The organism is Streptomyces sp. NPDC059256 (assembly GCF_042753785.1).
GTDB lineage: Bacteria > Actinomycetota > Actinomycetes > Streptomycetales > Streptomycetaceae > Streptomyces.
Map to the genome: position 1 here is coordinate 451841 of NZ_JBHYZO010000001.1, position 24460 is coordinate 476300.

The 24460-nt window shown below is 70.5% G+C and carries 17 protein-coding genes; 8 read left to right on the top strand and 9 right to left on the bottom strand.

Features of this window, described 5'->3' with window-relative positions; all coding sequences use genetic code 11:
- The first annotated feature begins 112 nt into the window (after positions 1-112).
- Entirely contained in the window at positions 113-397 is a 285-nt protein-coding gene (locus ACFXJL_RS01915) for a hypothetical protein (RefSeq protein ID WP_329023254.1), read from the top strand.
- A 126-nt stretch (positions 398-523) separates the two neighbouring features.
- Complete coding sequence (locus ACFXJL_RS01920; RefSeq protein ID WP_384688432.1) at positions 524-1357, top strand: hypothetical protein; 834 nt, start codon at positions 524-526, stop codon at positions 1355-1357.
- A gap of 8 nt (positions 1358-1365) precedes the next feature.
- Here the strand turns inward: ACFXJL_RS01920 and ACFXJL_RS01925 are convergent, their stop codons facing one another.
- The 5 genes from ACFXJL_RS01925 to ACFXJL_RS01945 are packed head-to-tail and all read right to left on the bottom strand — an operon-like array spanning position 1366 to position 6974.
- A complete protein-coding gene (locus ACFXJL_RS01925; protein ID WP_358876061.1) occupies positions 1366-2610 on the bottom strand; it encodes a styrene monooxygenase/indole monooxygenase family protein in 1245 nt (414 codons plus the stop codon).
- 39 nt (positions 2611-2649) lie between these two features.
- Complete coding sequence (locus ACFXJL_RS01930; RefSeq protein WP_384640523.1) at positions 2650-3321, bottom strand: ATP/GTP-binding protein; 672 nt, start codon at positions 3319-3321, stop codon at positions 2650-2652.
- The gene (locus ACFXJL_RS01935; RefSeq protein WP_358876062.1) at positions 3302-3718 is read right to left on the bottom strand and encodes a DUF742 domain-containing protein; all 417 of its coding nucleotides are present in this window, start codon (positions 3716-3718) and stop codon (positions 3302-3304) included. Before ACFXJL_RS01935 ends, ACFXJL_RS01930 begins: the two co-directional genes overlap by 20 nt.
- Positions 3715-4197 carry a roadblock/LC7 domain-containing protein gene (locus ACFXJL_RS01940; protein ID WP_358876063.1) on the bottom strand — a complete coding sequence of 161 codons (483 nt, stop codon included), beginning with the start codon at positions 4195-4197 and terminating at the stop codon, positions 3715-3717. Before ACFXJL_RS01940 ends, ACFXJL_RS01935 begins: the two co-directional genes overlap by 4 nt.
- The gene (locus ACFXJL_RS01945) at positions 4194-6974 is read right to left on the bottom strand and encodes a nitrate- and nitrite sensing domain-containing protein (protein WP_384640518.1); all 2781 of its coding nucleotides are present in this window, start codon (positions 6972-6974) and stop codon (positions 4194-4196) included. The genes ACFXJL_RS01940 and ACFXJL_RS01945 overlap by 4 nt, the downstream gene beginning before the upstream one ends.
- A 373-nt stretch (positions 6975-7347) precedes the next feature.
- Between ACFXJL_RS01945 and ACFXJL_RS01950 the strand changes: the two genes are divergently transcribed.
- Positions 7348-8136 (top strand): hypothetical protein, encoded by a 789-nt coding sequence (locus tag ACFXJL_RS01950; RefSeq protein WP_384688438.1) that lies wholly within the window; start codon positions 7348-7350, stop codon positions 8134-8136.
- A 118-nt stretch (positions 8137-8254) separates the two neighbouring features.
- Here the strand turns inward: ACFXJL_RS01950 and ACFXJL_RS01955 are convergent, their stop codons facing one another.
- Positions 8255-8764, bottom strand: a complete 510-nt coding sequence (locus ACFXJL_RS01955) for a MarR family winged helix-turn-helix transcriptional regulator (RefSeq protein ID WP_384640515.1) — start codon at positions 8762-8764, stop codon at positions 8255-8257.
- Positions 8765-9036: 272 nt separating this feature from the next.
- On the opposite strand from ACFXJL_RS01955, the gene ACFXJL_RS01960 reads away from it, so the two are divergent.
- A complete protein-coding gene (locus ACFXJL_RS01960) occupies positions 9037-9837 on the top strand; it encodes a lysozyme (protein WP_384689117.1) in 801 nt (266 codons plus the stop codon).
- A gap of 91 nt (positions 9838-9928) precedes the next feature.
- On the opposite strand, the gene ACFXJL_RS01965 is transcribed toward ACFXJL_RS01960, so the two are convergent.
- Positions 9929-10777, bottom strand: coding sequence for a pentapeptide repeat-containing protein (locus ACFXJL_RS01965; RefSeq protein ID WP_384688442.1), 849 nt, complete (start codon positions 10775-10777; stop codon positions 9929-9931).
- Positions 10778-11049: 272 nt separating this feature from the next.
- On the bottom strand, positions 11050-13461 hold the full coding sequence (gene lon, locus ACFXJL_RS01970) for an endopeptidase La (protein WP_358876067.1): 2412 nt from the start codon (positions 13459-13461) through the stop codon (positions 11050-11052).
- A gap of 528 nt (positions 13462-13989) precedes the next feature.
- On the opposite strand from lon, the gene ACFXJL_RS01975 reads away from it, so the two are divergent.
- The 4 genes from ACFXJL_RS01975 (at position 13990) to ACFXJL_RS01990 (ending at position 20835) form a co-directional block, all read left to right on the top strand.
- Entirely contained in the window at positions 13990-14709 is a 720-nt protein-coding gene (locus ACFXJL_RS01975; RefSeq protein WP_384688446.1) for a spermidine synthase, read from the top strand.
- Positions 14710-14800: 91 nt separating this feature from the next.
- Positions 14801-15538 carry a response regulator transcription factor gene (locus ACFXJL_RS01980; RefSeq protein WP_329023234.1) on the top strand — a complete coding sequence of 246 codons (738 nt, stop codon included), beginning with the start codon at positions 14801-14803 and terminating at the stop codon, positions 15536-15538.
- Positions 15535-16629, top strand: a complete 1095-nt coding sequence (locus ACFXJL_RS01985) for an ATP-binding protein (RefSeq protein WP_358876069.1) — start codon at positions 15535-15537, stop codon at positions 16627-16629. The genes ACFXJL_RS01980 and ACFXJL_RS01985 overlap by 4 nt, the downstream gene beginning before the upstream one ends.
- 300 nt (positions 16630-16929) lie before the next feature.
- Positions 16930-20835: a multifunctional oxoglutarate decarboxylase/oxoglutarate dehydrogenase thiamine pyrophosphate-binding subunit/dihydrolipoyllysine-residue succinyltransferase subunit gene (locus tag ACFXJL_RS01990; RefSeq protein ID WP_384640505.1), complete on the top strand. Its 3906-nt coding sequence runs from the start codon at positions 16930-16932 to the stop codon at positions 20833-20835.
- Positions 20836-20992: 157 nt separating this feature from the next.
- Here the strand turns inward: ACFXJL_RS01990 and ACFXJL_RS01995 are convergent, their stop codons facing one another.
- Positions 20993-24454, bottom strand: coding sequence for an SAV_2336 N-terminal domain-related protein (locus ACFXJL_RS01995; protein WP_384688450.1), 3462 nt, complete (start codon positions 24452-24454; stop codon positions 20993-20995).
- Between the last annotated feature and the right edge of the window lie 6 nt (positions 24455-24460).

A 24460-nucleotide genomic window follows, 5' to 3' on the forward strand; every position in this document is an offset into this window, starting at 1 on the left:
GCGCCCGGCCTTCGGCGCACCCGACACCCACGGCCCGCGACCACCCCGCCGGCCGGCCCGCGCCCCCGTGGCCGGTGGCGTACCGCACCCGCAGTTGAGCGAGACTGTGCAGGTGAGAAGCGAAAGCACCCCCTTTGTCGGTGGCCCGCTCGACGGGCAGGTGCTGCCCGTGCTGGTGGGGCACACCGGGCATCCACCCAAGTGGTACGAGATCCCCGTCCCCGGCGACGACGGCTCCACGGTGACCGTGTACGCCTATCGCCGGGTCCCGCGCGGCTACACCAAGCGGCTGGGGCTCCAGCGGGGCTGGGCGTACGAGTACGCCCCCGAGGGCAAGGAGCGGCGTCAGCTGCGGTGGCCCTGGTCGAAGCCGCAGGGTCCAGCCGACACGCCGTAGAGCGCGGGATCCTGCCGTCAGGAGTGACCTCGTTGGGCCGATCCGGTCGTCCGGGAGGCGGGCGGGGTCCATGGGGCGCAGCCTCGGCTCCTGGGTGGACGGGCCGCCCCAGTCGGAGGTGACGAGGTGTCAGCGAGGTGGTTGGGCGCTGTGTGCATGGCGATCGTGGTGGGAGCCGCCCCGGTGGTGGGGTCCACCGAGGCACCCGGTCCGCTCCGGGGCACCGCTTCGGCGCTCACCCGGCCCGCCGCCACCGACCCGGACACCGACACCACCGCACCGGAGCCCGCCCCGGGGTCAGTCGCAGGCACGGGCGCAGGCACTGGCACTGGCACCGACGAGAAGCCCGGGGCCGCACCGCTGACCGTGGCCACCGCCCTGACCCAGCTCCAGACGCTCTACCGCCAGGCGGGGACGGCCGAAGCCGAGTACCGCACCGTGAAGCGACAGCTGGTCGCCCAGCGGACCCGGACGATCGAGCTAACCCGCGGGCTCAGGGCCGCGCGCAAGGCTCTGGCGGACAGCCGCGACGAAGTGGGCCGCATCGCCCGTGAGCAGTACCAGGGCCGGTCCGAGTTGGGCGAGTTGTCGCGCTACCTACAGATCTTCCTCGCCCGTGAGCCCGAGCGCGCCCTTGACGAGCGCCATCTATGGGAGCGGGTCGCCGCCGATCGACTGGCGACCCTGGACCGGCTGCGGGCCGACACTCGACGCGCCGCGACACTGGCGGCGGCTTCCCGTCGGGCGTACGACCGTGAACTGGAGCTGGCAGCCCGCCAGCAGAAGGCGCAGCGGACGGCAGCCGACCGATTGGCCGCGGTCGAGGAGGTGCTGGCCTCGCTCTCGCCCGAGCAGTTGGCCGCCCTGACGGCCCTGGAGGGCGGCGATCTCACCACGCCTCGCACGGCGGGTCCGTCGCAGCCTCCCGAGGAGACCGCGACGGACCGCGACGCCGACTGACGGCTGCCCTACGGGGCAGCTGCCGCCCCGACCTCGGCCACGTACGCCTCGGTGCGGGCGGGGTCGTAGAAGAAGTTCTCGAAGTCCGCGGGGTCGTTGAAGCCGTTGGCGAACCGGTCGGCGATCGGCTGGAGCTGACCGGCGGCGCCGATCAGGTTCAGGATGTGCTCCGGCGGGGGCGCGAGCATGGCGTTCGTCCACTTGGTGACGTGCTGGGCGGTCTCCCAGTAGCGGTCGAAGGTGGCCTGCATCCAGTCCCCGTCGAACGGCTTGTCGCCGTGCTCGACGATGGAGTCGAGATACGCGGTCGCGCACTTCGACGCCGAGTTCGAGCCCTGGCCGGTGATCGGGTCGTTGGCGACGACGACATCGGCCACTCCGAGGACCAGGCCGCCTCCCGGCAACTGTCCGATGGGCTTGCGCACGGTCGGCGCGTACCGTCCGGCCAGAGTGCCGCCCGCGTCGGTCAGCTCGACCTTGGTGGCACGGGCGTACTCCCACGGGAGGAAGCGCTCCAGCAGTTCCAGGGTGAGTGCGAGGTGCTCGGAGGGGTCCTTGATCGTCTGGAAGACATCGAGCGGACCGCCGGGTACGCCCTCCCAGAACAGGATGTCGGCCCGGCCGGAGACGGTGTAGGTCGGCATGACGAAGAGCTCGCCCACACCGGGCACCAGATTGCAGCGGACCGCGTCGAACTCGGGGTGCTCCGGGCGGGGGCCGAGACCGTGCACATAGGCGACCGCGAGTGCACGCTGCGGGGCGTCGTAAGGGGACCGGGAGGCGTCCCGGCCGAACATGGAGACCAGTTCGCCCTTGCCCGCGGAGACCATGACCAGGTCGTAGGTGCGGGAGAAGTAGTCCAGGTCGCCGACGGCGGCACCGTGGATGACGAGTTGTCCGCCCCGCTGGGCGAAGGTCTCCATCCAACCGGCCATCTTCACGCGCTGGTCGACGGATTGGGCGTATCCGTCGAGCTTGCCGACCCAGTCGATCAGCCGCTGCGACTCGGGCCCTGCGACGGAGACTCCGAGGCCCTCGATCTTCGGGGCCTGGGTCTCCCAGAAGTTGATCCCCAGGTCGCGCTCGTGCTGGAGGGCGGTGTGGAACATGCACTGCGTCGACATGACCCGGCCGGAGCGGATCTCATCGGCCGTGCGGTTGGACATCAGGGTGACCTCGTAACCCTTCGACTGGAGGCCGAGGGCGAGCTGGAGACCGGACTGACCGGCTCCGACTATGAGTATCTTCCGCATCCGGGGGATCTCTTTCGTCTGGGCAGAGCGAGCTAAGGACTATTCAGGAGTGGCTGCGAGCGCGTGGGCCACCAGAGCGAGGAGTGCCTCGATCACCGTGGTCCGCCTGCGCGCGTCCATGATCACAATCGGTACATGTACCGGTATGGTCAAGGCCTCCCGCACGTCCTCAACTTCAAACATTTCCGAGCCGTCAAAGTGGTTCACGGCAACGACGTAGGGCAGTCCGCTGCTTTCGAAGTAGTCCAGGGCCGGGAAACAGTCCGACAGCCGACGGGTGTCGGCCAGCACCACCGCACCGACCGCACCTCGCGCCAGGTCGTCCCACATAAACCAGAAGCGCTGCTGTCCCGGGGTCCCGAAGACATAGAGGACCAGGTCCGCGTCGAGCGTGATCCGGCCGAAGTCCATGGCGACCGTGGTGGTGAGCTTCTCCGGCGTCGCCGTGAGGTCGTCGGTCTCCTCGCTCGCCTGCGTCATCAGCGCTTCGGTCTGGAGCGGGGTGATCTCGGAGACCGAACCCACGAAAGTGGTCTTGCCGACGCCGAAACCGCCCGCCACCACGATCTTGGCGGCGGTGGGCGCGCGGGCATGGTCCAGTTGCCAGTCCCGCAGCCCCTCGTCGGCGGCTGTGCGGGCGCTCGGGGGACCGTGCTGCGGCTGCTCGGGGGGATTGTGGGCAGGCAGAGTCTCAGAGGCGGCGGAGTCCACTCAGCACCCTTTCCAGCAGTGCGCGTTCCGGGCGTCCCGAACCTTGTCCGGTGCCATATACACGAATCTTTCCCTGGTCCGCCAGGTCGCTCAACAGCACCCTGACGACCCCGAGCGGCATCTTGAGGAGCGCCGAGATCTCCGCGACGGTACGCATCCGGCGGCACAGCTCGACGATCGCCTGGAGTTCGGGCATCACCCTGGGGTTGCCCTGGGTGAGCTCGGGACGCTCCGGTGGGGCCTCGATGGCGGCCACGAAGGTCTCCACGAGCAACACATGGCCGAATCGCGTACGGCCACCGGTCAGCGAGTAGGGCCGTACCCGGGCGGGGCGGCGGTTCTCACCGCGGACCGGCAGCCCCGAGGGACCGATGGCGTGCGACCCGTTGGCGGTCATCGAGCCCCCTCCAGGGACTGGCGCAGTTCACTGCGGAGTTCGGGGGTGAGCACATGGCCGGCGCGGCCCACGAAGAGACCCATGTGGTAGGCGACGACGGACATGTCACAGTCGGCGTCGGCGCTGACGCCGAGGAGCGAACCGTCGCTGATCGACATGATGAACACGCAGGCGCCCTCCATCGCGACCATCGTCTGTTTGACCCCGCCGCCCTCCATCAACCGGGCGGCGCCGATGGTCAGGCTGCCGATCCCGGAGACGATGGTGGCGAGGTCGGCGCTGGAGCCCTTGGGACCCTCCCGGTGGACCGCCCCGAGGGGGACGGCGTTCTGGGCCGGGTCGGACGAGAGCAACAAGAGCCCGTCGGACGATACGACGGCCACCGAGCGTAGACCTGGCACCTCCTCCACCAGATTGCTCAGCAACCAGTGCAGATTGCGGGCCTCACTACTCAGGCCGAACGTGCTGGTCGCAGTCAACTGCGTGCCTCCTCGACTGTGTCCCCCGCTTCTTCTGTCGCCGTGCGTGCGCCCTGGGCCAACTCCGCTTCGGCTTCGCGACGACCCTCGTCGGCAGCGCGCTGGAATCCGCCGAGCCTGCGTCGCAGGGCCTCGGCGTCAACGCTGCCGGTCCGCTCGCCCGGTGCGGCGGCGGGCTTGACGACCTTGGGTGTGCGCTTGGGCAGGCCCTTGTCGGTGACCTTGTCCCAGACGGGCGCGGGACCGGCCAGCGGCCCGGGCGCCTCGGCCGGCGTGGGGTCCCCGGCCGGCGCGGGATCTGACGCTACCGGCTCGACCGGCCGGACGGGCGCAGCCTGGCCGGGCATGACCGGATACTGCTCCGGCTCAGGGAGCCGCATCTCGAAGGTGGGTTCATCGGGCGCCTGGGTCTCCGGTGCGCTGTCCGCGGCCCTCTCGTGCACCTCGGGCTCGGCAGCACGCACAGCCGCTTCGGCCGCTTCGACCAGGGGGTCGACGAACGGACCGGGGACTGGTCCGGGCAGCGGCTGACGCGGAGTGCTCGGCAGGGCGTTGGAGTTGGCCTCGGCGACCGACCCGGGCAGGTGCACCGCTGTCGTGTCGGAGCCGGGGCGGTGCTGGGCGTGCGTCTCCCTGGGCAGCAGCCCCTGGGGCAGGACCACCACGGCGGCAACCCCGCCCTGTGCCTGCTCGCGCAGTTGTACGCGCACGCCGTGCCGGGTGGCCAACAGCGCCGCGACCCGCAGCCCGAGGCCCTCGGCGTCCCGGCCGGAGGCTGCCGGCGGGGCCGCCTCGTACGACTGGGGGTCCGCCAGCCGGGCGTTGAGCTCCGCGAGCCGGCCCGCGGTCATCCCGATACCGCTGTCCTGCACCGAGAGCATGATCTCACCGCTCTCCAGCAGCCAGCCGGAGAGCTCGACCTGGGCGTCCGGGGGCGAGAACGAGGTGGCGTTCTCCAGCAGCTCGGCCACCAGGTGGCTGAGGTCGTCCGCGGCGAATCCCGCGACCTGGGCGTGCGGCGGCAGGGACTGGATGACCACCCGCTCGTACCGCTCGATCTCGCTGACGGCTGCGCGCAGCACATCGACGAGGGGCACCGGGCCGGTGTGGGTGTGGCCGTGCTCGGCGCCCGCGAGGACGAGGAGGTTCTCGCTGTGGCGGCGCATGACCGTGGCCATGTGGTCGAGCTTGAACAGGGTGGCGAGCCGCTCGGGGTCCTGCTCACGCTCCTCCAGCTTCTCGATCACCCCCAACTGGCGCTCCACGAGCCCGAGGGTGCGCAGGGAGAGGTTGACGAAGGTGTGGTCGACGGTGTGCCGCAGCCGTTCGAGCTCAGCCGTGAGCTCGGCCGTGTTGTGGCGCATCTCAGCGCGGGCGGCGGCGAGCTGGGCAGCCGCCAGATCCCGTGAACCGGCGAGCTCGCCCCGGTCGTCCTCCAACTGCTCGGCGCGGGCGCCGAGCTCGACGACCTTGCCGTGCAGGGCGTTGAGGGAGCGCACCACCTGGGCGAACTCATCGTTGCGGCCGGTGAAGCGGACCGGCTCCTCCAGCTCCGGGGAGGCTGCGAGACGGGCCGCACCGATGCGCAGCACGGCGAGCGGCCGGGTCAGGGTGCGGGCGATGGCGGCCAGCGCGCCGATGGTCAGCAACAACGTGCCGCCGAGGAGCGCGATCCGGATCTCCAGGGCGGTGACATCGTCGTCACGAAGCTGCTCGAAGCCGATGATCCGGTCGGACGCGAGGGACGACTCGATGCCGCGCATCAACTCGATGCGGGCGGTGAGGGAGGACTCCAGCTTCTCGCGGTTGGACTTGCGATCGCCTTCGGACAGCTGGGGCTGGTCGGTGAGTTTGGTGAGGTAGCCCTCGGCGGTCTTCACCTCGGCGCCGGTGACCGTGGCGGCCAGCGACTCACGGGCGTCCCTGTCCGCGGCCTGGTCGAAGTCGGCGAGCGCCGCGAGTTCCCGTACCCGCGATTGCTGGGCACCGGCGCTCAGAGCGTTGCGGACCTCGGCGGCGGCCTTCGACTCCTCGGTCTCCCTCTCGACGGGGAGTCCGGTGATCTCGTCGAATCCCTGCTCGACCTCTCCCGCGGGCACCGAGAGGGCGGCCAGCAACAGCCCCCGGGTGGCGGACGCCTGTTCGGCGGCGAGGCCGAGGGCGGCGGGTGCGCGGGTGGCGGCCGTGGCGCCCGGAGCGCGGGAGGGCGTCTCGTCGGCGAGTTCGACGGCGAGGGCGTGCAATCCGGTGATGACGGTGGTGTAGGCGCGGTGGGCCTCCATCGCCGTGCCCTTGCCGGTCATCGCGTCACGGCGCACGGACGGCACCGCGGCCAGTTCCCGACGGAGTCCGGCGCGCTCGTCGGAGATGGCCGCCGTGATCTCGTCTATCTGACGGTCCACCCGGGCACTGCGGTTGGCGGTGACCTCGCGCCGGTCCTTGTCGCCGGCATCAGTCTCGCGGTCCTGCTCCTCACGGCCCGCGGCGATGTACGCGGTGACCTCATCGCGCTCATCGGCGAGCGAGTGGGCGAGGGTGACGGCCTGTCGGTTGAGCTCGGCGAGGGTGACCAGCCGCTGGGACTCGGTCAGTTCCGCCGAGACAGCGAAGATGCCGGGCAGTCCGGCACCGACGACGACGAGGCTGACCACCGCCACGCCCGCGACCAACCTGCTGCGCACGCGCTTGACCCGGCCGTACGCGACGGGGGCCGGCGGGACGGGCTGTGCCTGGAACGTCTCAGGAACCAGGGGGGCCTGAGGCCGCTTCTTCTGCACCGGTGCTCGCAATCCTGCTTGACTCGTCCGCCCTTTGAACCGTGAAGCAGAGGTGACGACCGGTCATCCACCTGATCCCACCCCTGGTATGACTTAAGACCATTCCAGTGCTTTTGGGAGGGAGGTGCACATCGGCCGCTCCGCCACCTGAACGAGTGAACAACACCAGGGAGTTGGCGAACAACTCCTCTCGGTTGCGACCGGGCGTCAGGAATGGACACTGACTGGATCTTCCGGCCGGGCTTTGACAGGATGCGCGCCCGCAGCTTCGCCCCTTGACCGTTCAGGACCGGTGAACACCCCCTGACCTGGACGTACGGATGGTTTGCACGATTGTGCAGGCAACGTGAACGACTCATGCAGACTGAGTGTCATGCGCATCGAACTCGCCACTTCACCCGGCTCGCCCGAACGCCCCAACGAGGACTGGGCAGCCGTGGCCCTGCCCGCGTCGGGCCAGGGTGGAGCACTGGTCGCCCTCGATGGAGTGACCCCTCCGGACGGCGACTACGGCTGTGAGCATGGAGTCCCCTGGTTTACCGCTCGACTGGGCGGGGCCCTGCTCGAACTGTCCGTTTCTCTGCCGGATGATCCCCTGACCGCGATTCTCGCCTCGGCAATTCGACGCACCGCCGATGTTCATCGGATCGGCTGTGACCTTTCTCACGCGAGAACACCTCAGGCAACCGTCGTCATGGCCCGCTGGGGCGGCTCCTCGGGAGAGGTGGAGCATCTCGTCCTCTCGGACTCGGTCCTACTCCTGGAGTCCCCCGAGGGAGAGGTGCGGGCGGTCCTCGACGATCGCATCGCCCGACTGCCCCAGGAGTCCCTGCGGACCCATGCGTCGGCCGATCGGCTGCGCAACGCGGAGGGCGGGTTCTTCACCGCCGCCGCCGATCCGGAGGTCGCGACCCGAGCGGTGACGGGCAGCACGCCGATGAGCCAGGTCCGGGCGCTGGCCGCTCTGACGGACGGGGCATCGCGCTGGGTGGAGATGTTCGACCAGGGTGACTGGACCGCCTGTCTGGGGGTGCTGCGCAAGGAGGGCGCCCAGGGACTGATCGACCGGGTGCGGGCGGTGGAGACCGAGGTCGGGGAGAGCGGACGGGTCATCCGCTGGAAGCTGCACGACGACGCCGCGGTGGTGTTCGCGGAGCTGTAGGCCCCCCGCAGCCGTACGGCCGGCACCCGCCTTCCGCACCCGGGGTCCGGGAGGGGAGTGGCGGGCCGATGGCCCTGTGTTGCGCGGCTCCTGGTCGAAGCCTTCGCGAGGGCGTGGGTCAGGACTCCGCACTGACGTTCAGTTGGTGCAGCAGCCTCGCCAGCTCTGCGACCTCCCCGCCGTCCCAGGCGGCCAACCTGCGCACATAGGTCGCCCGCCGGGCGTCCCTCACTCGGCGGAACCGCTCCAGACCTTCTTCCGTGAGCCGTACGAGTGACGCCCGGCCGTCGGCGGGATCGGGCTCCCTCGACACCAGTCCCACTTCTTCGAGCGCACGCAGCTGACGGCTCATCGTGGCCTTGCCGACGCCGAAGTACGTCGCGAGATCCGTGCCCCGCTGCACCCCCGTCGCCTCCAACTGCACGAGCAACCCATAGGCGGCGGGCTCCAGTCCGGGATGGACCGCGCGGGCCATCTCACCGGAGGAGGCGCGGGCGCGGCGCAGGAAGACGGCCAATTCCTTTTCCAGGGCGAGGAATGCACCGTCCACTTCCGTTGCGCCCTGGGGCTCAGCCCCGCTCCCCGTACCACTGCTCTGCACGTCAACACCCCTCGTACGCTTATCCATTCAGGAAAGACCTCGCCGGCGGTGGTCATCTCCGCGACTCGGTCAGTATTTCGCAGACGTGGCCCGACGAGCCCCCGCGCGCTCCCGCCTTCGTCGCGCCTTTCCCTCCTCGCACGAGGGATGGCGTGTCCACACCATATTGCTCCATCCAGGCATGTCCTGACATCACCGTCGATCGCTCCCGCTGAGCACTCCACAGGCACGCTACATCTGTGGACAGATCAGGAAGAAAGCGAACTTTTCCCCCGTCAGGGAGACCGCACCGCTCGTTCATAGCGACGTCCGGTGCGTTCCTCGTAGCCCTCTCCCTCTTCTTCACCTTTCCCTCCGCCGCCGGGGCCGGTGACATCCCGCCCCGCGGGTCGGCGCATCTGGGCATGGGCGTCATCGCCCATGACGGCGAAGGGGGGCTGCCGCCCCAGCAGCGCAGTCCCGAGCCGGAGGCCACCCAGACCGAAGGTGTCGACGTCGCCAGCCACCAGGGCAACGTCGACTGGCCGGCGCTGTGGACCAGCGGTGTGAAGTGGGCCTATGTGAAGGCAACGGAAGGCACCTACTACAAGAACCCCTACTTCAGTCAGCAGTACGACGGCTCCTACGACGTCGGAATGATCCGCGGCACCTATCACTTCGCCACCCCCGACACGGCGACCGGAGCAGCCCAGGCCGACTACTTCGTCGACCGGGGCGGGGCGTGGTCCCCGGACGGCCGGACCCTGCCGGGTGCGCTCGACATCGAGTGGAACCCGTACGGGGACGCCTGTTACGGCAAGACCCAGTCCGGCATGGTCACCTGGATCAAGGACTTCCTCGCCCGGTACAAGGCGCGCACCGGTCGGGACGCCGTGATCTACACAGCGACGAGTTGGTGGACGCAGTGCACCGGGAACCACGCCGGCTTCGGTGCGGTCAACCCGCTGTGGATCGCCCGGTACAACACGGCGCCCGGCACCCTGCCGGCCGGCTGGTCGGTGCAGACGATGTGGCAGTACACCTCGTCCGGGCCGATCGTCGGCGATCACAACAAGTTCAACGGAGCACTCGATCGGGTCGTGGCCCTGGCCAACGGCTGAACAGACGTCGGCCGAATGCCGCCGGGCGCCCCCGGCGAGCGTCGCCCGCTCTGGGGCCGTCCCGCGCTTCCCTCAGGGCCCTGGCCCTCGGTCAGGACCAGTGCGCGGGGCGGTCCAGCGCCGCCGGCAGCCGGGTCGCGCCGTCGCCGCGTGCCGCGTTGGCCTGCGGCTGGGTCAGAAAGATCGCACCCGTCAGATCGGCGCCCGAAAGGTCGGCGTCGCGCAGGTCCGCGCCGATGAGGTCGGTCTGCCGCAGATCGGCGCCCCGCAGATCCGCTGCGATGAGACAGGCGCCGCGCAGGCTGGTGCCCCGCAGATCGGCCCCGCGCAGTCGAGCGCCCATGAGGTCTGCGCCGCGTCGGTCCTTCGGGCGGCGCCCCTTGCCCCCCTTGCCCGCCGGGTGGGCCCCGGCCCGCACCAGTTCGCTGGTGCGCAGCAGCAGGACGTTGACGCGCTGCCGATGGGCCGGGACATCGAGGGCCGCGAGGTCGTCCGCGGGCAGCAGGGTCAGGTCCTCGGTCTGGACGAGCAGTTCCCGCAGCGCGCCGTGAAGCTCGCGGGCCGGGGCCAGGGTGAGGGATTCGGCGAGGTACCAGAGCAGCTCATGGAGCTGTCGTACGACGGGGAAGGCCGTGAACATGGCGGGAGCCGCGCCGGGGTTTCGGCGCCAGTCCGCACCGCCGAAGGTGATCTGGGAGACCTTCTGGCCGGCGCCGAAGCAGTCGTAGACGGTGCATCCGGTGAATCCGCTGGTGCGCAGTCGGGTGTGGATGGAGCAGCCGAAGTCGTCGTTCAGCCGGGTGCAGGGGGTGCCGGCCGGTTTGTCGACGGCGAAGTCCGTGGAACGGCCGAAGGGGAGGGCCACACAGCACAGGCCGAAGCAGTTGGTGCAGTCGGCTCGCAGGGTGAGGGTGCCGACCTGCGGTTCAGTGGACTCCATGGCCCCATTGTGGGGGCTGCCGGGGACTGCTCGCGCCTACCGGTCTGTGCGCCGCCGTGCCCTCGTTGGTGCCCTTCGGTGGGTGGGTGCCACCGGGCGCGTGTGGTACGCCGACTTCGCGCTCATCGCTGCGGGGGGGGGCACAGGGCGAAGGGGCCGCAGGGGAGAGTGCGGCCCCTTCGGGCTTCTCTTTCGGGGGTGGCCTCCTCCCCCGTCGGAGGTGGTCGGCGGTCCCGGGCGGGTGCAGATGCCCCGCCCGGGACCGACCCGGCTCAGGCCGCTGCCGTAACCAGTACGTCCGCCGGGGACAGCGCCAGCTCCAGCACCTGGCGAACATCCGTCACCGGGTGCACCTGGAGCGTGTCCAGGATCTCCTGGGGCACATCGTCCAGGTCCGCCTCGTTCCGCTTGGGGATCACCACGGTGGTGATGCCCGCCCGGTGGGCGGCCAGCAGCTTCTGCTTCAAACCGCCGATGGGCAGGACCCGACCGGTCAGGGAGACCTCTCCGGTCATCGCCACGTCCGTGCGCACCTGGCGTCCGGAGAGCAGCGAGGCGAGCGCGGTCGTCATGGTGATGCCGGCGCTCGGGCCGTCCTTGGGCACCGATCCGGCCGGGAAGTGGATGTGCACGCCCCGGTCCTTCAGGTCACCTACGGGCAGTTCCAGCTCGGCTCCGCGCGAGCGCAGGAAGCTCAGGGCGATCTGCGCCGACTCCTTCATCACATCGCCCAGCTGGCCGGTGAGCGTGAGCCCGGAGGCTCCCGTCTCCGGATCGGCGAGGGACGCTTCGACGAAGAGCACATCGCCGCCCGCGCCGGTGACCGCGAGTCCGGTGGCGACACCGGGCACGGCGGTACGGCGTTCGGCCGGGTCCTGCGCCGACTCCGGTACGTGGTGCGGCCGTCCGATCAGCGGGCGCAGTTGCTCCGCGCCGATGGTGAACGGCAGCTCCCGGTCGCCGAGCTCGTGCTGGGCCGCGACCTTGCGCAGCAGCCTGGCGACGGAGCGCTCCAGGTTTCGCACGCCCGCCTCACGGGTGTACTCGCCCGCGAGCTTGCGCAGCGCCGAGTCCTCCAGGACGACCTCGTCCTTCTCCAGGCCCGCCCGCTCCAGCTGGCGCGGCAGCAGGTGGTCCCGGGCGATGACGACCTTCTCGTCCTCGGTGTAGCCGTCCAGCCGGACCAGTTCCATCCGGTCGAGCAGCGCCTCCGGGATGGCCTCCAGCACATTGGCGGTGGCCAGGAAGACGACATCGCTCAGATCGAGCTCGACCTCCAGGTAGTGGTCACGGAAGGTGTGGTTCTGTGCGGGGTCCAGGACTTCGAGGAGGGCCGCGGCCGGGTCGCCGCGGAAGTCGGAGCCGACCTTGTCGATCTCGTCGAGGAGGACGACCGGGTTCATCGAACCGGCCTCCTTGATGGCCCGGACGATACGACCGGGCAGCGCACCGACATAGGTGCGCCGGTGGCCACGGATCTCGGCCTCGTCACGGACGCCGCCGAGGGCGACCCTGACGAACTTCCGCCCCATGGCGTGCGCGACCGATTCGCCCAACGAGGTCTTTCCGACACCCGGAGGCCCTACCAGCGCGAGCACGGCTCCGCCGCGCCGCCCGCCGACGACTCCGAGCCCTCGGTCGAGGCGCCGCTTGCGCACGGCCAGGTACTCGGTGATCCGTTCCTTCACGTCCTGAAGGCCGGCGTGCTCGGCATCGAGGACTGCCTTGGCGCCCGCGATGTCGTACTGGTCGTCGGTGCGCTCGTTCCACGGCAGTTCGAGGACGGTGTCCAGCCAGGTGCGGATCCAGGAGCCTTCGGGGCTCTGATCGCTGGCCCGCTCCAGCTTCTCGACCTCCTTGAGGGCGGCCTCGCGCACCTTCTCGGGCAGATCGGCGGCTTCGACCCGGGTCCGGTAGTCGTCGGACTCGTCCTCGCCGTCCTCGCCGTTGATCTCCCGCAGTTCCTTGCGGACGGCTTCGAGCTGGCGGCGCAGCAGGAATTCCCGCTGCTGCTTGTCGACGCCTTCCTGTACGTCCTTGGCGATGGACTCGGCGACGTCCTGCTCGGCGAGGTGCTCTCGCAGTTGCTCGGTGGCGAGCTTCAGCCGGGCGATCGGGTCGGCCGTCTCCAGCAGTTCGATCTTCTGTGCGGTGGTCAGGAACGGTGAGTATCCGCTGTTGTCGGCGAGCTGGGAGACATCGTCGATCTGCTGCACGCGGTCCACGACCTGCCAGGCCCCGCGCTTCTTCAACCAGTCGGTGGCGAGGGCCTTGTACTCCTTCACCAGTTCGGCGATCTGACCGGGCAGCGGGTCGGGCACGATCTCGTCGATACGGGTGCCCTCGACCCACAGGGCGGCACCGGGTCCGGTGGTGCCCGCGCCGATGCGCACACGGCCTCGGCCGCGGATGAGCGCTCCGGGGTCACCGTCGGAGAGCCGTCCGACCTGCTCGATCGTCCCGAGCACACCGGTCCCTGCGTAGTTGCCGTCGACGCGTGGAACAAGGAGCACCGTGGGCTTGCTGTTCTCGGAGCGGGAGGCGGCCTGTGCGGCCTCCACCGCTGCTCTCACCTCGGTGTCGGTCAGGTCCAGCGGCACCACCATTCCGGGCAGCACGACCTCGTCATCGAGCGGCAGCACGGGCAGGGTGAGCGGTGTGAACGTCTGGGACTCAGCAGCCATGATCTCCCCTTAGGCAGTGAAGTTGAGCTCTATCGACTCAATAACCTCTCAATGCAGGACGCCCCCGAGATGTTCCCCGCGCTCTGTTCGCTCTGGGCGATCTCCCCGGCCACTCCCGCTCGCCTGCCCCCGATCCGTCCCTGACCTGGCTCTTCTCATGGATGTGGACCAAGCTGCGCGCCGGGAGCGATAGAGAGGTGTGAGCGGGACCCGCCCCTCAGGGGGGATCAGAGCATGAAGCACAGGGCCGGACGACGGTGCCGTCGAAGTGCCGGAGAGCCCGCTTGGGCCGCGGGCGGGGGTGCGCCCGTACGACTGCCGATGGCCGTGATCGCGGCCATCTCCCCCACCGGCCATGGACAGCACGGGAGCCCCCAGGGGCGATATCCATCGCACGCCCCATGCGCCCCCAGAGCACCCCGTACCACCCCACTGCACACCGCACGCCCACCATCGACCCCGTACGCCTCGCCTTGGCCAAAAGCAGATGCCCCGGGCAGATATCGCGGACACGATGACCACCCACCCATGGACCGGAGGTCACCCGTGTTTCCCCGCGCGAACCCATCCACCACCCTGGTCGCACCCCTTCCCGTCACGCTCGACCGGCGTGACGGCCCCTGGGGCGAGATCGTGCTGCGGCAGCGCGGCGAGCACCACGAGATCATCGCCAATGGGTGCTTCCTGATGGACACCTCCGACGGGCGCTCCGAACGGCTGCTCATCGACGCAGCCGCCGACGCCCTGGCCGGTCGACGCGATCCCGCGCTGCTCATCGGCGGGCTGGGGGTCGGCTTCTCGCTCGCCCAGGCCGCCAGAGACCCGCGATGGCGACATATCGCCGTCGTCGAGCGCGAGGACGCGATCGTCGACTGGCATCTGTCCGGGCCCCTCGCCCGGATCTCCGCCCCCGCTCTCGCCGATCCCCGGACCGTGATCGTCCGCGGTGATCTCCTGGCCCACCTTCGAACCACGAGCGAGCGCTACGACGCCCTGTGTCTGGATATCGACAACGGCCCGGACTGGACCGTCACGGACGACAACGAGGCCCTCTACACGCCGAAGGGCCTCGCCCTGTGCGGACGGGTGCTGCGACCGCAGGGCGTACTCGCCGTGTGGTCCGCCCAGCCATCGCCCGCCTTTGAACGAGCGCTGCGGAAAGCCGGGTTCACCGGGGTGCGGACCGAGGAGATCCCCGTTGTCCGAGGAGTGCCTGACGTGGTCCACCTCGCCATTCACCCTGCGTAGCCCAGAGCGCATGTATGCCCTTACGCTGCTGAGCTACACACCGGATCTACAACGAGCGTAAACCTCATGAGAGCGCTCACAGGGGCGGGCGATGGAACAGACGCAGACCACCCACAACGGCGCCAGCGCCACACCAGGGGCCCAGCGCCGGGTGCTGGTCGTCGAGGACGACACAACGATCGTGGACGCCATCGCCGCCCGGCTCCGCGCCGAGGGATTCCTCGTGCAGACGGCATCGGACGGTCCGGCGGCGGTCGATGCCGCCCAGGCGTGGCAGCCCGATCTGATGGTGCTCGACGTGATGCTGCCGGGCTTCGACGGGCTGGAGGTGTGCCGGCGCGTACAGGCCCAGCGACCCGTCCCCGTCCTCATGCTCACCGCGCGTGACGATGAGACGGACATGCTGGTCGGCCTCGGCGTCGGGGCCGACGACTACATGACCAAGCCCTTCTCCATGCGGGAACTGGCCGCGCGGGTGCATGTCCTGCTGCGCCGGGTCGAGCGGGCGGCACTGGCCGCCGTGACGCCCCGAAGCGGCATCCTGCGCCTCGGGGAACTGGAGATCGACCACGCGCAGCGCCGGGTCCGGGTCCGCGGCGACGACGTCCATCTCACACCCACCGAGTTCGACCTGCTGGTCTGCCTCGCGAACACCCCCCGCGCGGTCCTGTCCCGGGAGCAGTTGCTCGCCGAGGTCTGGGACTGGGCCGACGCCTCCGGCACCCGGACCGTGGACAGCCACATCAAGGCGCTGCGCCGCAAGATCGGCGCCGAGCGCATCCGTACGGTCCACGGGGTCGGCTACGCCCTGGAGACGCCCGCTCCATGAGGCGCCACCCCCGGCCGGGGCGATCCGAGCGGCGAGCGGTCTCCATCTCGATCAAGACCAAGTTGGGGATGCTGGTCGTCGTCTCGGTCTTCATCACCACGGGGCTGGTCCTGGTGGCCCTGCGCACCTCGACCGAACTGCGCTTCATCACCGTCTTCTCGGTGATAGCGACCCTGTTGATCACCCAGTTCGTGGCGCACGGGCTCACCGCGCCGCTGGACGACATGAACCGGGTGGCGAAGGGGATATCGCACGGTGACTTCACCCATCGGGTGCGGGGCGCCGATCGCCGTGACGAACTCGGCGACCTCGCCTCCACGATCAATCGCATGGCCGATGACCTGGAGGCCGTGGACAGGCACCGCAAGGAACTGGTCGCCAATGTCTCGCACGAACTGCGCACCCCCATCGCGGCGCTGCGAGCGGTCCTGGAGAACGTGGTCGACGGGGTGTCCGCGGCTGACCCCGAGACGATGCGGACCGCGCTGAAGCAGACGGAGCGTCTGGGGCGGCTGGTGGAGACCCTGCTGGACCTCTCCCGGCTCGACAACGGCGTCCTTCCGCTGCGAGCCAGCAGGTTCGAGGTGTGGCCCTATCTGTCAGGGGTGCTGAAGGAGGCGAATCTGGCCGTGGCCCGCCGCGGTCTGGCCTCGGGGTCAGGGCACCACACCCGAACGGATGTGCATCTGCATCTGGACGTCTGGCCCCCCGAGCTGACCGCGCACGCGGACGCGGAACGGCTCCACCAGGTCGTCGCCAATCTGATCGACAACGCCGTGAAGCACTCGCCCCCGCACGGGCGGGTGACGGTCCGGGCCCGTCGAGGCGGTCAACCGGAATCCTTGGAGCTGGAAGTGGTGGACGAGGGTCCGGGCATTCCCGAGCAGGAGCGGCACCGGGTCTTCGAGCGGTTCAACCGGGGCAAAGTGCCCTCCCCGCACGGGAAGGGCAGCGACGGCGGCACGGGGCTCGGTCTGGCCATCGCCCGCTGGGCCGTGGACCTCCACGGCGGGCGGATCGGGGTGGCCGAATCAGCCCGCGGCTGCCGCATCCTGGTCACCCTTCCCGGGATTCCGCAGCCCCGCGGTTGACGTGTTGACATAGGGTCTCTTCCGTACGGGACGACTGTCCGCCCCCGGGGGACGCCAAGGTCAGAGAGGGCGACCCCGGTCCCGAAGACCGCGGTGCGCCGCGGGGGCCGCTCAAGGGTGAGCGATAGCCGCACCGACGGCAAAACGTGCTTGTTTCCCGCCATTCTCGGCCCCGAAACCCGTCTTTCGGTGTGACTTGCGCGACGATGACCCATCCAGCCTGCACCTCCCGCCCCCAGGGGCGTAGCCTTGATTCCCGCTGTCCACCACCTTGTGAAGCGGAAGAGGGCGGTTGCCGCCGTGTCGTCTCAGTCCCCCAGTAACTCCAGCTCCCCCGACCTCCGGCCGGGCGGTGCCCCCACGACCGACCGAAGCGCGCAGGGAATTGATCCCGCTGCCGCTTTCGGTGCCAACGAGTGGCTCGTCGACGAGATCTACCAGCAGTACCTCCAGGACCCGAATTCGGTCGACCGTGCCTGGTGGGACTTCTTCGCCGACTACAAGCCAGGCGCCGAGAACACGGCTGCGACCGCGAGCCCGTCACCGGAGGCCGCGGCTGAGCCCGCTGCGGCACCGGTGACCCAGGCTCCGGCCGCACCCGCCGCTGTGGCGCCCGCCAACGGCGCGGCGCAGCCGGGTCGCCCCGTCGCGCAGGCCGCGACGCCGGCAGCCCCCGCAGCACCCGCGCCCGTGGCCCAGCAGGCCGCGCCCCCGCAGCAGGCTCCGGCCGCGCCCGCTGCCGCTCCCCAGGCAGCCCCGGCGAAGCCCGCCGCCGCCGCTGCCCCCAAGGCCGCTGCCCCCAAGAAGGAAGAACCGGCCGCGCCGGCTGAGGGTGGGGGTGGCCCCGAGTTCGTGACCCTGCGCGGCCCCTCCGCCGCGGTGGCGAAGAACATGAACGCCTCGCTGGAGGTGCCCACGGCCACGTCCGTGCGCGCCGTCCCGGTGAAGCTGCTCTTCGACAACCGGATCGTGATCAACAACCACCTCAAGCGTGCCCGGGGCGGGAAGGTCTCCTTCACCCACCTCATCGGGTACGCGATGGTCCGGGCCCTGAAGGCCATGCCGTCGATGAACTACTCCTTCGCCCAGAAGGACGGCAAGCCGACGCTGGTCAAGCCGGAGCACGTCAACTTCGGCCTCGCCATCGACCTGGTCAAGCCGAACGGCGACCGCCAGCTCGTCGTCGCCGCCATCAAGAAGGCGGAGACGTTCAACTTCTTCGAGTTCTGGCAGGCGTACGAGGACATCGTCCGCCGTGCCCGCGGCAACAAGCTGACGATGGACGACTTCACCGGGGTCACGGTCTCCCTGACCAACCCCGGCGGCCTCGGCACCGTCCACTCGGTGCCGCGTCTGATGCCCGGCCAGTCGGTCATCATGGGCGTCGGCTCGATGGACTACCCGGCCGAGTTCCAGGGCACCTCCCAGGACACCCTGAACAAGCTGGGCATCTCCAAGGTCATGACCCTGACCTCCACCTATGACCACCGGGTGATCCAGGGCGCGGCCTCCGGCGAGTTCCTGCGGGTCGTCGCGAACTACCTCCTCGGCGAGGACGGCTTCTACGACGACATCTTCGAGGCGCTGCGCATCCCGTACGAGCCGGTCCGCTGGCTCAAGGACATCGACGCCTCGCACGACGACGACGTCACCAAGGCCGCGCGGGTCTTCGAGCTGATCCACTCCTACCGGGTCCGCGGCCATGTGATGGCCGACACCGACCCGCTGGAGTACCGCCAGCGCAAGCACCCCGACCTGGACATCACGGAGCACGGCCTCACGCTCTGGGACCTGGAGCGCGAGTTCGCCGTCGGCGGGTTCGCCGGCAAGTCGCTGCTGAAGCTGCGCGAGGTGCTGGGCGTCCTGCGCGACTCGTACTGCCGCACCACCGGCATCGAGTTCATGCACATCCAGGACCCGAAGCAGCGCAAGTGGATCCAGGACAGGGTGGAGCGCCCGCACTCGAAGCCGGAGCGCGAGGAGCAGCTGCGCATCCTGCGCCGGCTGAACGCCGCAGAGGCGTTCGAGACGTTCCTCCAGACCAAGTACGTGGGTCAGAAGCGCTTCTCGCTGGAGGGCGGCGAGTCCGTCATTCCGCTGCTGGACGCGGTCATCGACTCGGCCGCCGAATCACGGCTGGACGAGGTCGTCATCGGCATGGCCCACCGCGGCCGGCTGAACGTGCTGGCGAACATCGTCGGCAAGTCCTACGCGCAGATCTTCCGCGAGTTCGAGGGCAACCTCGACCCGAAGTCGATGCACGGCTCCGGCGATGTGAAGTACCACCTGGGCGCCGAGGGCACCTTCACCGGTCTGGACGGCGAGCAGATCAAGGTCTCGCTGGTCGCCAACCCCTCCCACCTGGAGGCGGTCGACCCGGTGCTCGAAGGCGTCGCCCGCGCCAAGCAGGACGTCATCAACAAGGGCGGTACGGACTTCACCGTCCTGCCGGTCGCCCTCCACGGTGACGCGGCCTTCGCCGGACAGGGCGTGGTCGCCGAGACGCTGAACATGTCGCAGCTGCGCGGCTACCGCACCGGCGGCACGGTCCACGTTGTCATCAACAACCAGGTGGGCTTCACCGCCGCCCCGGAGTCCTCGCGCTCCTCGATGTACGCCACGGACGTGGCGCGCATGATCGAGGCGCCGATCTTCCATGTGAACGGTGACGACCCCGAGGCGTGCGTCCGGGTGGCGCGGCTCGCGTTCGAGTTCCGCCAGACGTTCAACAAGGACGTCGTGATCGACCTCATCTGCTACCGCCGCCGCGGTCACAACGAGGGCGACAACCCGCAGTTCACCAACCCGCAGATGGTGGCGCTGATCGACAAGAAGCGCTCGGTGCGCAAGCTCTACACCGAGTCGCTGATCGGTCGCGGGGACATCACGCTGGAAGAGGCGGAGCAGGCGCTCCAGGACTTCCAGGGCCAGCTGGAGAAGGTGTTCGCGGAGGTCCGCGAGGCCACCAGCCACCCGGCCCCGGCGCTCGTCCCGGACGCTCAGGCCGAGTTCCCCGTGGCGGTCACCACCGCGATCTCCCAGGAGGTCGTGAAGCGGATCGCCGAGTCCCAGGTGAACATCCCCGACAACGTCACCGTCCACCCGCGGCTGCTGCCGCAGCTCCAGCGTCGGGCCTCCTCGGTGGAGGACGGCACGATCGACTGGGGCATGGGCGAGACGCTGGCCATCGGCTCACTGCTGATGGAGGGCACCCCGGTCCGCCTCTCCGGTCAGGACACGCGCCGTGGCACCTTCGGCCAGCGGCACGCGGTGCTGGTCGACCAGGTGACCAACGAGGACTACACCCCGCTGCTCTACCTCACCGACGAGCAGGCCCGTTACAACGTCTACGACTCGCTGCTGAGCGAGTACGCGGCGATGGGCTTCGAGTACGGCTACTCGCTGGCCCGCCCGGACGCGCTGGTGATGTGGGAGGCGCAGTTCGGCGACTTCGTCAACGGCGCTCAGACCGTGGTGGACGAGTTCATCTCGTCGGCCGAGCAGAAGTGGGGCCAGACGTCCGGCGTCACCCTGCTGCTGCCGCACGGTTACGAGGGCCAGGGCCCGGACCACAGCTCCGCCCGCCCGGAGCGGTTCCTCCAGATGTGCGCGCAGAACAACATGACGGTCGCGATGCCGACGCTCCCGTCGAACTACTTCCACCTGCTGCGCTGGCAGGTCCACAACCCGCACCACAAGCCGCTGATCGTCTTCACGCCGAAGTCGATGCTGCGTCTGAAGGCCGCGGCGTCGAAGGTGGACGAGTTCCTGACCGGCGGCTTCCGTCCGGTGATCGGCGATGCATCGGTGGACCCGACGGCCGTGCGCAAGGTGGTGTTCACCTCCGGCAAGGTCTACTACGACCTGGACGCCGAGCGGAACAAGCGCGGCATCACGGACACGGCGATCATCCGTCTGGAGCGGCTGTACCCGCTGCCGGGTGCGGAGCTCCAGGCCGAGATCGCCAAGTTCCCGAACGCCGCCAAGTATCTGTGGGCGCAGGAGGAGCCGGCGAACCAGGGTGCGTGGCCGTTCATCGCGCTGAACCTGATCGACCACCTGGATCTGGCCGTCGGCGCGGACATTCCGCACGGCGAGCGGCTGCGGCGCATCTCGCGTCCGCACGGCTCGTCGCCGGCGGTGGGTTCCGCCAAGCGTCACCAGGCGGAGCAGCAGCAGTTGGTGAACGAGGTCTTCGACGCCTGATCCGGTGCTCCGCTCGCCGGGGCCCGGCTGATGGTTGACGGCTGATGTTCGAGGGGCCCGTTCCGCGCGCAGGCGCGGGGCGGGCCCCTCTCTCATGTCCGGGGGCCACGGGGGCACTGGGGGCACAAGGGGCACGGAAACGCTGGGCCCCGGGGTTTCAGCGCGCCGCTTCCAGCCGCGCGACTTCCCTGCGGAGCAGGCCCGTTCCGGTCTTGATGCCCGCGGCGGACAGCAGTGCCAGTACTGCCCGGTGCTCGTTCAGTGCCCGCTCGGGGCCTGAGGTGCGCTCCAGTCGCCCCGCGCGGGCCCACTGGGTCATCACGGCCGTCTCCAACAGCCCGGTGGGCCCGCGCTGGGCTCGATGGCAGTAGTCGACCGCGGACTGGAGTCGGGTGGGCGATCCGGCGAGCCGGGCGAGCAGGGCGGAGCACAGGGCCCGGTACCACCAGGCGTACGCGGCCAGTTCCGGATCGTCGACGGTACGGGCGGCTGCGCCGAGCGCCCAGTCCGCCAACTGGAGGTCGGCGGGCTTCCCGTCGGCCCGGAATCGCTCGATGTACGCCTGTCCCAGCAGCGCTCGACGCCGCGGCAGCTCGGGGTCGGCCGGTCCGGTGGCCTCGATCGCGGCGCGCAGGGCCCGTACCGCGGCGTGGACATCGTCGGCCGTGTCCTTGTCGACGCCCCGTTCCGTCAACTGCCGTCCGAGGGAGGTGAGGACGGTGGGCCGGGCCGGATCGCGCTGGGCCAGCAGGGGCAGGGCCTCGGTCCAGGCGGCGACGGCCGAGTCGCGGTGGGCCCAACTGCCGGTGGAGAGGTAGCGCTGCTCCAACAGCCTGGCCATGCGCAGCAGGATGCCGGCCCGGGCCCGCTCGTCCCGGCCGACGGCGCGGCGGGCCTGGTCGAGTGCCTGGAGGATGCGCAGTCTGGCGTCGTCGTCGAGGAGGTCGGCGGCGAGTTCGATGGCGTCGGCGTAGTCCAACCATGCCCGGCACAGCTCGCGCCCGTCGACGGCGTCCCAGTCCATGCCGTCGATGCCGGCGTGGAGGTCCTCACCCGCTCGTTCCGCGTACTCACGGGCGGTCGCCGGGTCCACGGCCGTCGGTCGTACGGGCCCGTCGCCGCGGTGGTGGCGGGCGAGGTCGAGGAGGAGCCCGCCGCGCAGCAGCAGTGCGGGTTCGCGACGCTCGGACGACGGGAGTTCGGTGTCGCCGTCGGGATAGGTCTCCTGGGTGCCGGTGGCCCGGTCGAGGAGCCGTTGGACGACACCGACGGCGATCCACAGGGTGGCGGTGAACCACTCCCCCGGGGTGGCCTGTGGCTGTCTGGCCGTCTGGGGCAGATCCTCACGACGGGACGGCGACGGTGGCCCGCCGGTCGTCGTGGCGGGGTCCTGCGGCACCGCGGGGGGTCGTGTGCCGTGCGGTGCACCCAGGGCGGCGAGCCGGCGCAGGACGCGGATGCGGGTGGTTGCCGCGGCCACCGCGATGTCCTCGTAGCGGCGGTCGTAGCGCTCGGGGGGCACGGTCAGTTCGGCCAGGCTGCTGTCGGCGGCGGAGAGCAGAACGGCGGCCACCGACTGCATGCGCCGGGCGGGCTCGTCGGACGCCCCGGCCTGGACCCAGACCCATTCCGGTACGAGCTTGGAGTCGAGGCGTCCCGTCGCCACCTCCTCCGCCATGGCGTGCAGTACCCGGGCGAGGGTGAGATGCGCCCTCGGGGGACCGTCGGAGATGGCGCTCTGGGCCGCGTCCAGGGCGGCGATGAGGTCTTCCGGCAACGGCCGGACCAGCCAGCGCCGCAGCAGGGCCTCGCCGAGTTCCTCGAAGAGCGCGGCCCGTTCGGTGGTCCGTCGTTCCTCCTGGGTGGCGGAGCCGAGCAGTCGGATCGCGGTGTCAAGATCGCGTACGGTGCCGTGCTCGCCGAAGTGGGTGTAGGCGGCGCGGGCCTTGGCGACCAGGGCGGCCGGGCCGTTGTGGGTGAGGCTGTCGGGGACCGTCGAGGGCGGTGGGGTGCCGAGGCGGCGCAGGACCTGTGTGGAGACCTGGGCGAAGGCCCAGAGCCCCGGGCCGTCCTGGTCGGCGAGCCGGGACAGGGCCGCGGGGTCGACCGGGGTGGGTGCGGGTACCGCGCCGGCGAGGAAGGCCGCCGCGAGCGCCGGGAAGTTGCGTACGGTCCGTCCGTAGCGCGCCTCGATGTAGTCGGAGCAGTGCTTGAGCACCAGGGCCGCGCTGCTGGCCCCGAGTTGGCCCAGCAGTTCGTCCCGTACGCCGTCGAGGAAGGCGTACGCGGGACCGCCCTCGGCTTCGGTGGGGCCGCTGTCATCGCGCCGCAGCAGTCCGCTGAGCAGCACTTCGGCCAGGACGTCCGGGCCGCTGCGCACGAGCATGGCGCGCTGGACGAGTTGCATCACCGGCAGCATCAGGGGGACGGCGGCCAGGTAGACGGCGAGTTGTGCGGCGGCCGGTGAGGCGTGCTTGCGAAAGGCCCGTACGCGTTCGGCGGGTACGAGGTCGCCCGCGGTACGGGGGCGCTCCGGAGCGGGCGGGTGGCGCCGCAGGACCAGGGCCGCGGCGGCCGGCAGGGTCTGCCCGGTGGCTCCGGTGACCAGCCGGGTCCACGCCTCGAACGACGAGCGGCGCGGGGCGAGCACGGGGATGGGGATGGCGCCCGCTGGAGGGACGAGGGCGCGGGCGGCGCCCCGTGCGGTGAACTCCATGCGCCCCGCGGGCCCCTCGCGCCGCCGTAGCACTCCGGGGCGGGCCGGGAGGTGGGTGCGTGCCCACATCCGTTGGGGCAGCGGTTGGACGACGGCGACGGGCGCGGTCGCCGCCCAGGTGTGGAGGAGCTGTTGGATGCGCCCGCTGCGCCACAGGGGGCCGACGCAGTCGCTGAGCACCAGGGTGAGTCTGCGGCCCGAGGGGTCCGAGAGATCGGCGGGCAGGGGGAGGTGCGGATCGATGTGGTGGACGGTGATGTCGCGGAAGGCGCCGGCGCGTTCGCAGATCTGTCGGAGCTCCTCGAAGGCGCCGCGCCACACGACCGTGGAGCTGGAGTCGTCCATCACGAGGGCGAGGTGGGCCTCGCGCCTGCGTCGGGCGGCGAACACGGGGACGACGAGCCCGGTGTCGGCGGCGCGCTCGGCGGTGGCGGTCTCGTCGAGCGCACGGCGCTCCGGGCGGGTGGGCGGGCGGTAGCGCTGGAGGGGCCGCAGCGAGCGTTCCAGGGCCAGCGGGTCAGGCAGGACCGCGGGATGGGGGACGGGTATCCGACGTCGTGCCTCACCGGCCGGGGTGGTCGGGGTGCTCTCCACGGGCGCGGGGCCGTAGAGGCTGGTGGTACGGGAGGGCTGGGGCTCGGCGGTGCATCCCGCTGCACGGCAGTCTTCGTCCGCGCCATGGGCGTCCGTCGCCGGGGGCACCCCGGGCTCGGTGGCCGCGGGACGGTCGTCCGGACGACCTGGCGGGGGGATGGCGGGGGCCGGACGGAGCCCGATGGCGGGGGTGTGGCGGGCGAGCCACAGTGCGTCGGCGAGTTCCTTCGCGGTGGGGGCGAGGTCCGCTGCGCGCAGCCTGGCGGCCAGGGCGGTCAGAACGGTGTGCAGGGTGTCAGGCGACGGCACCCCCTC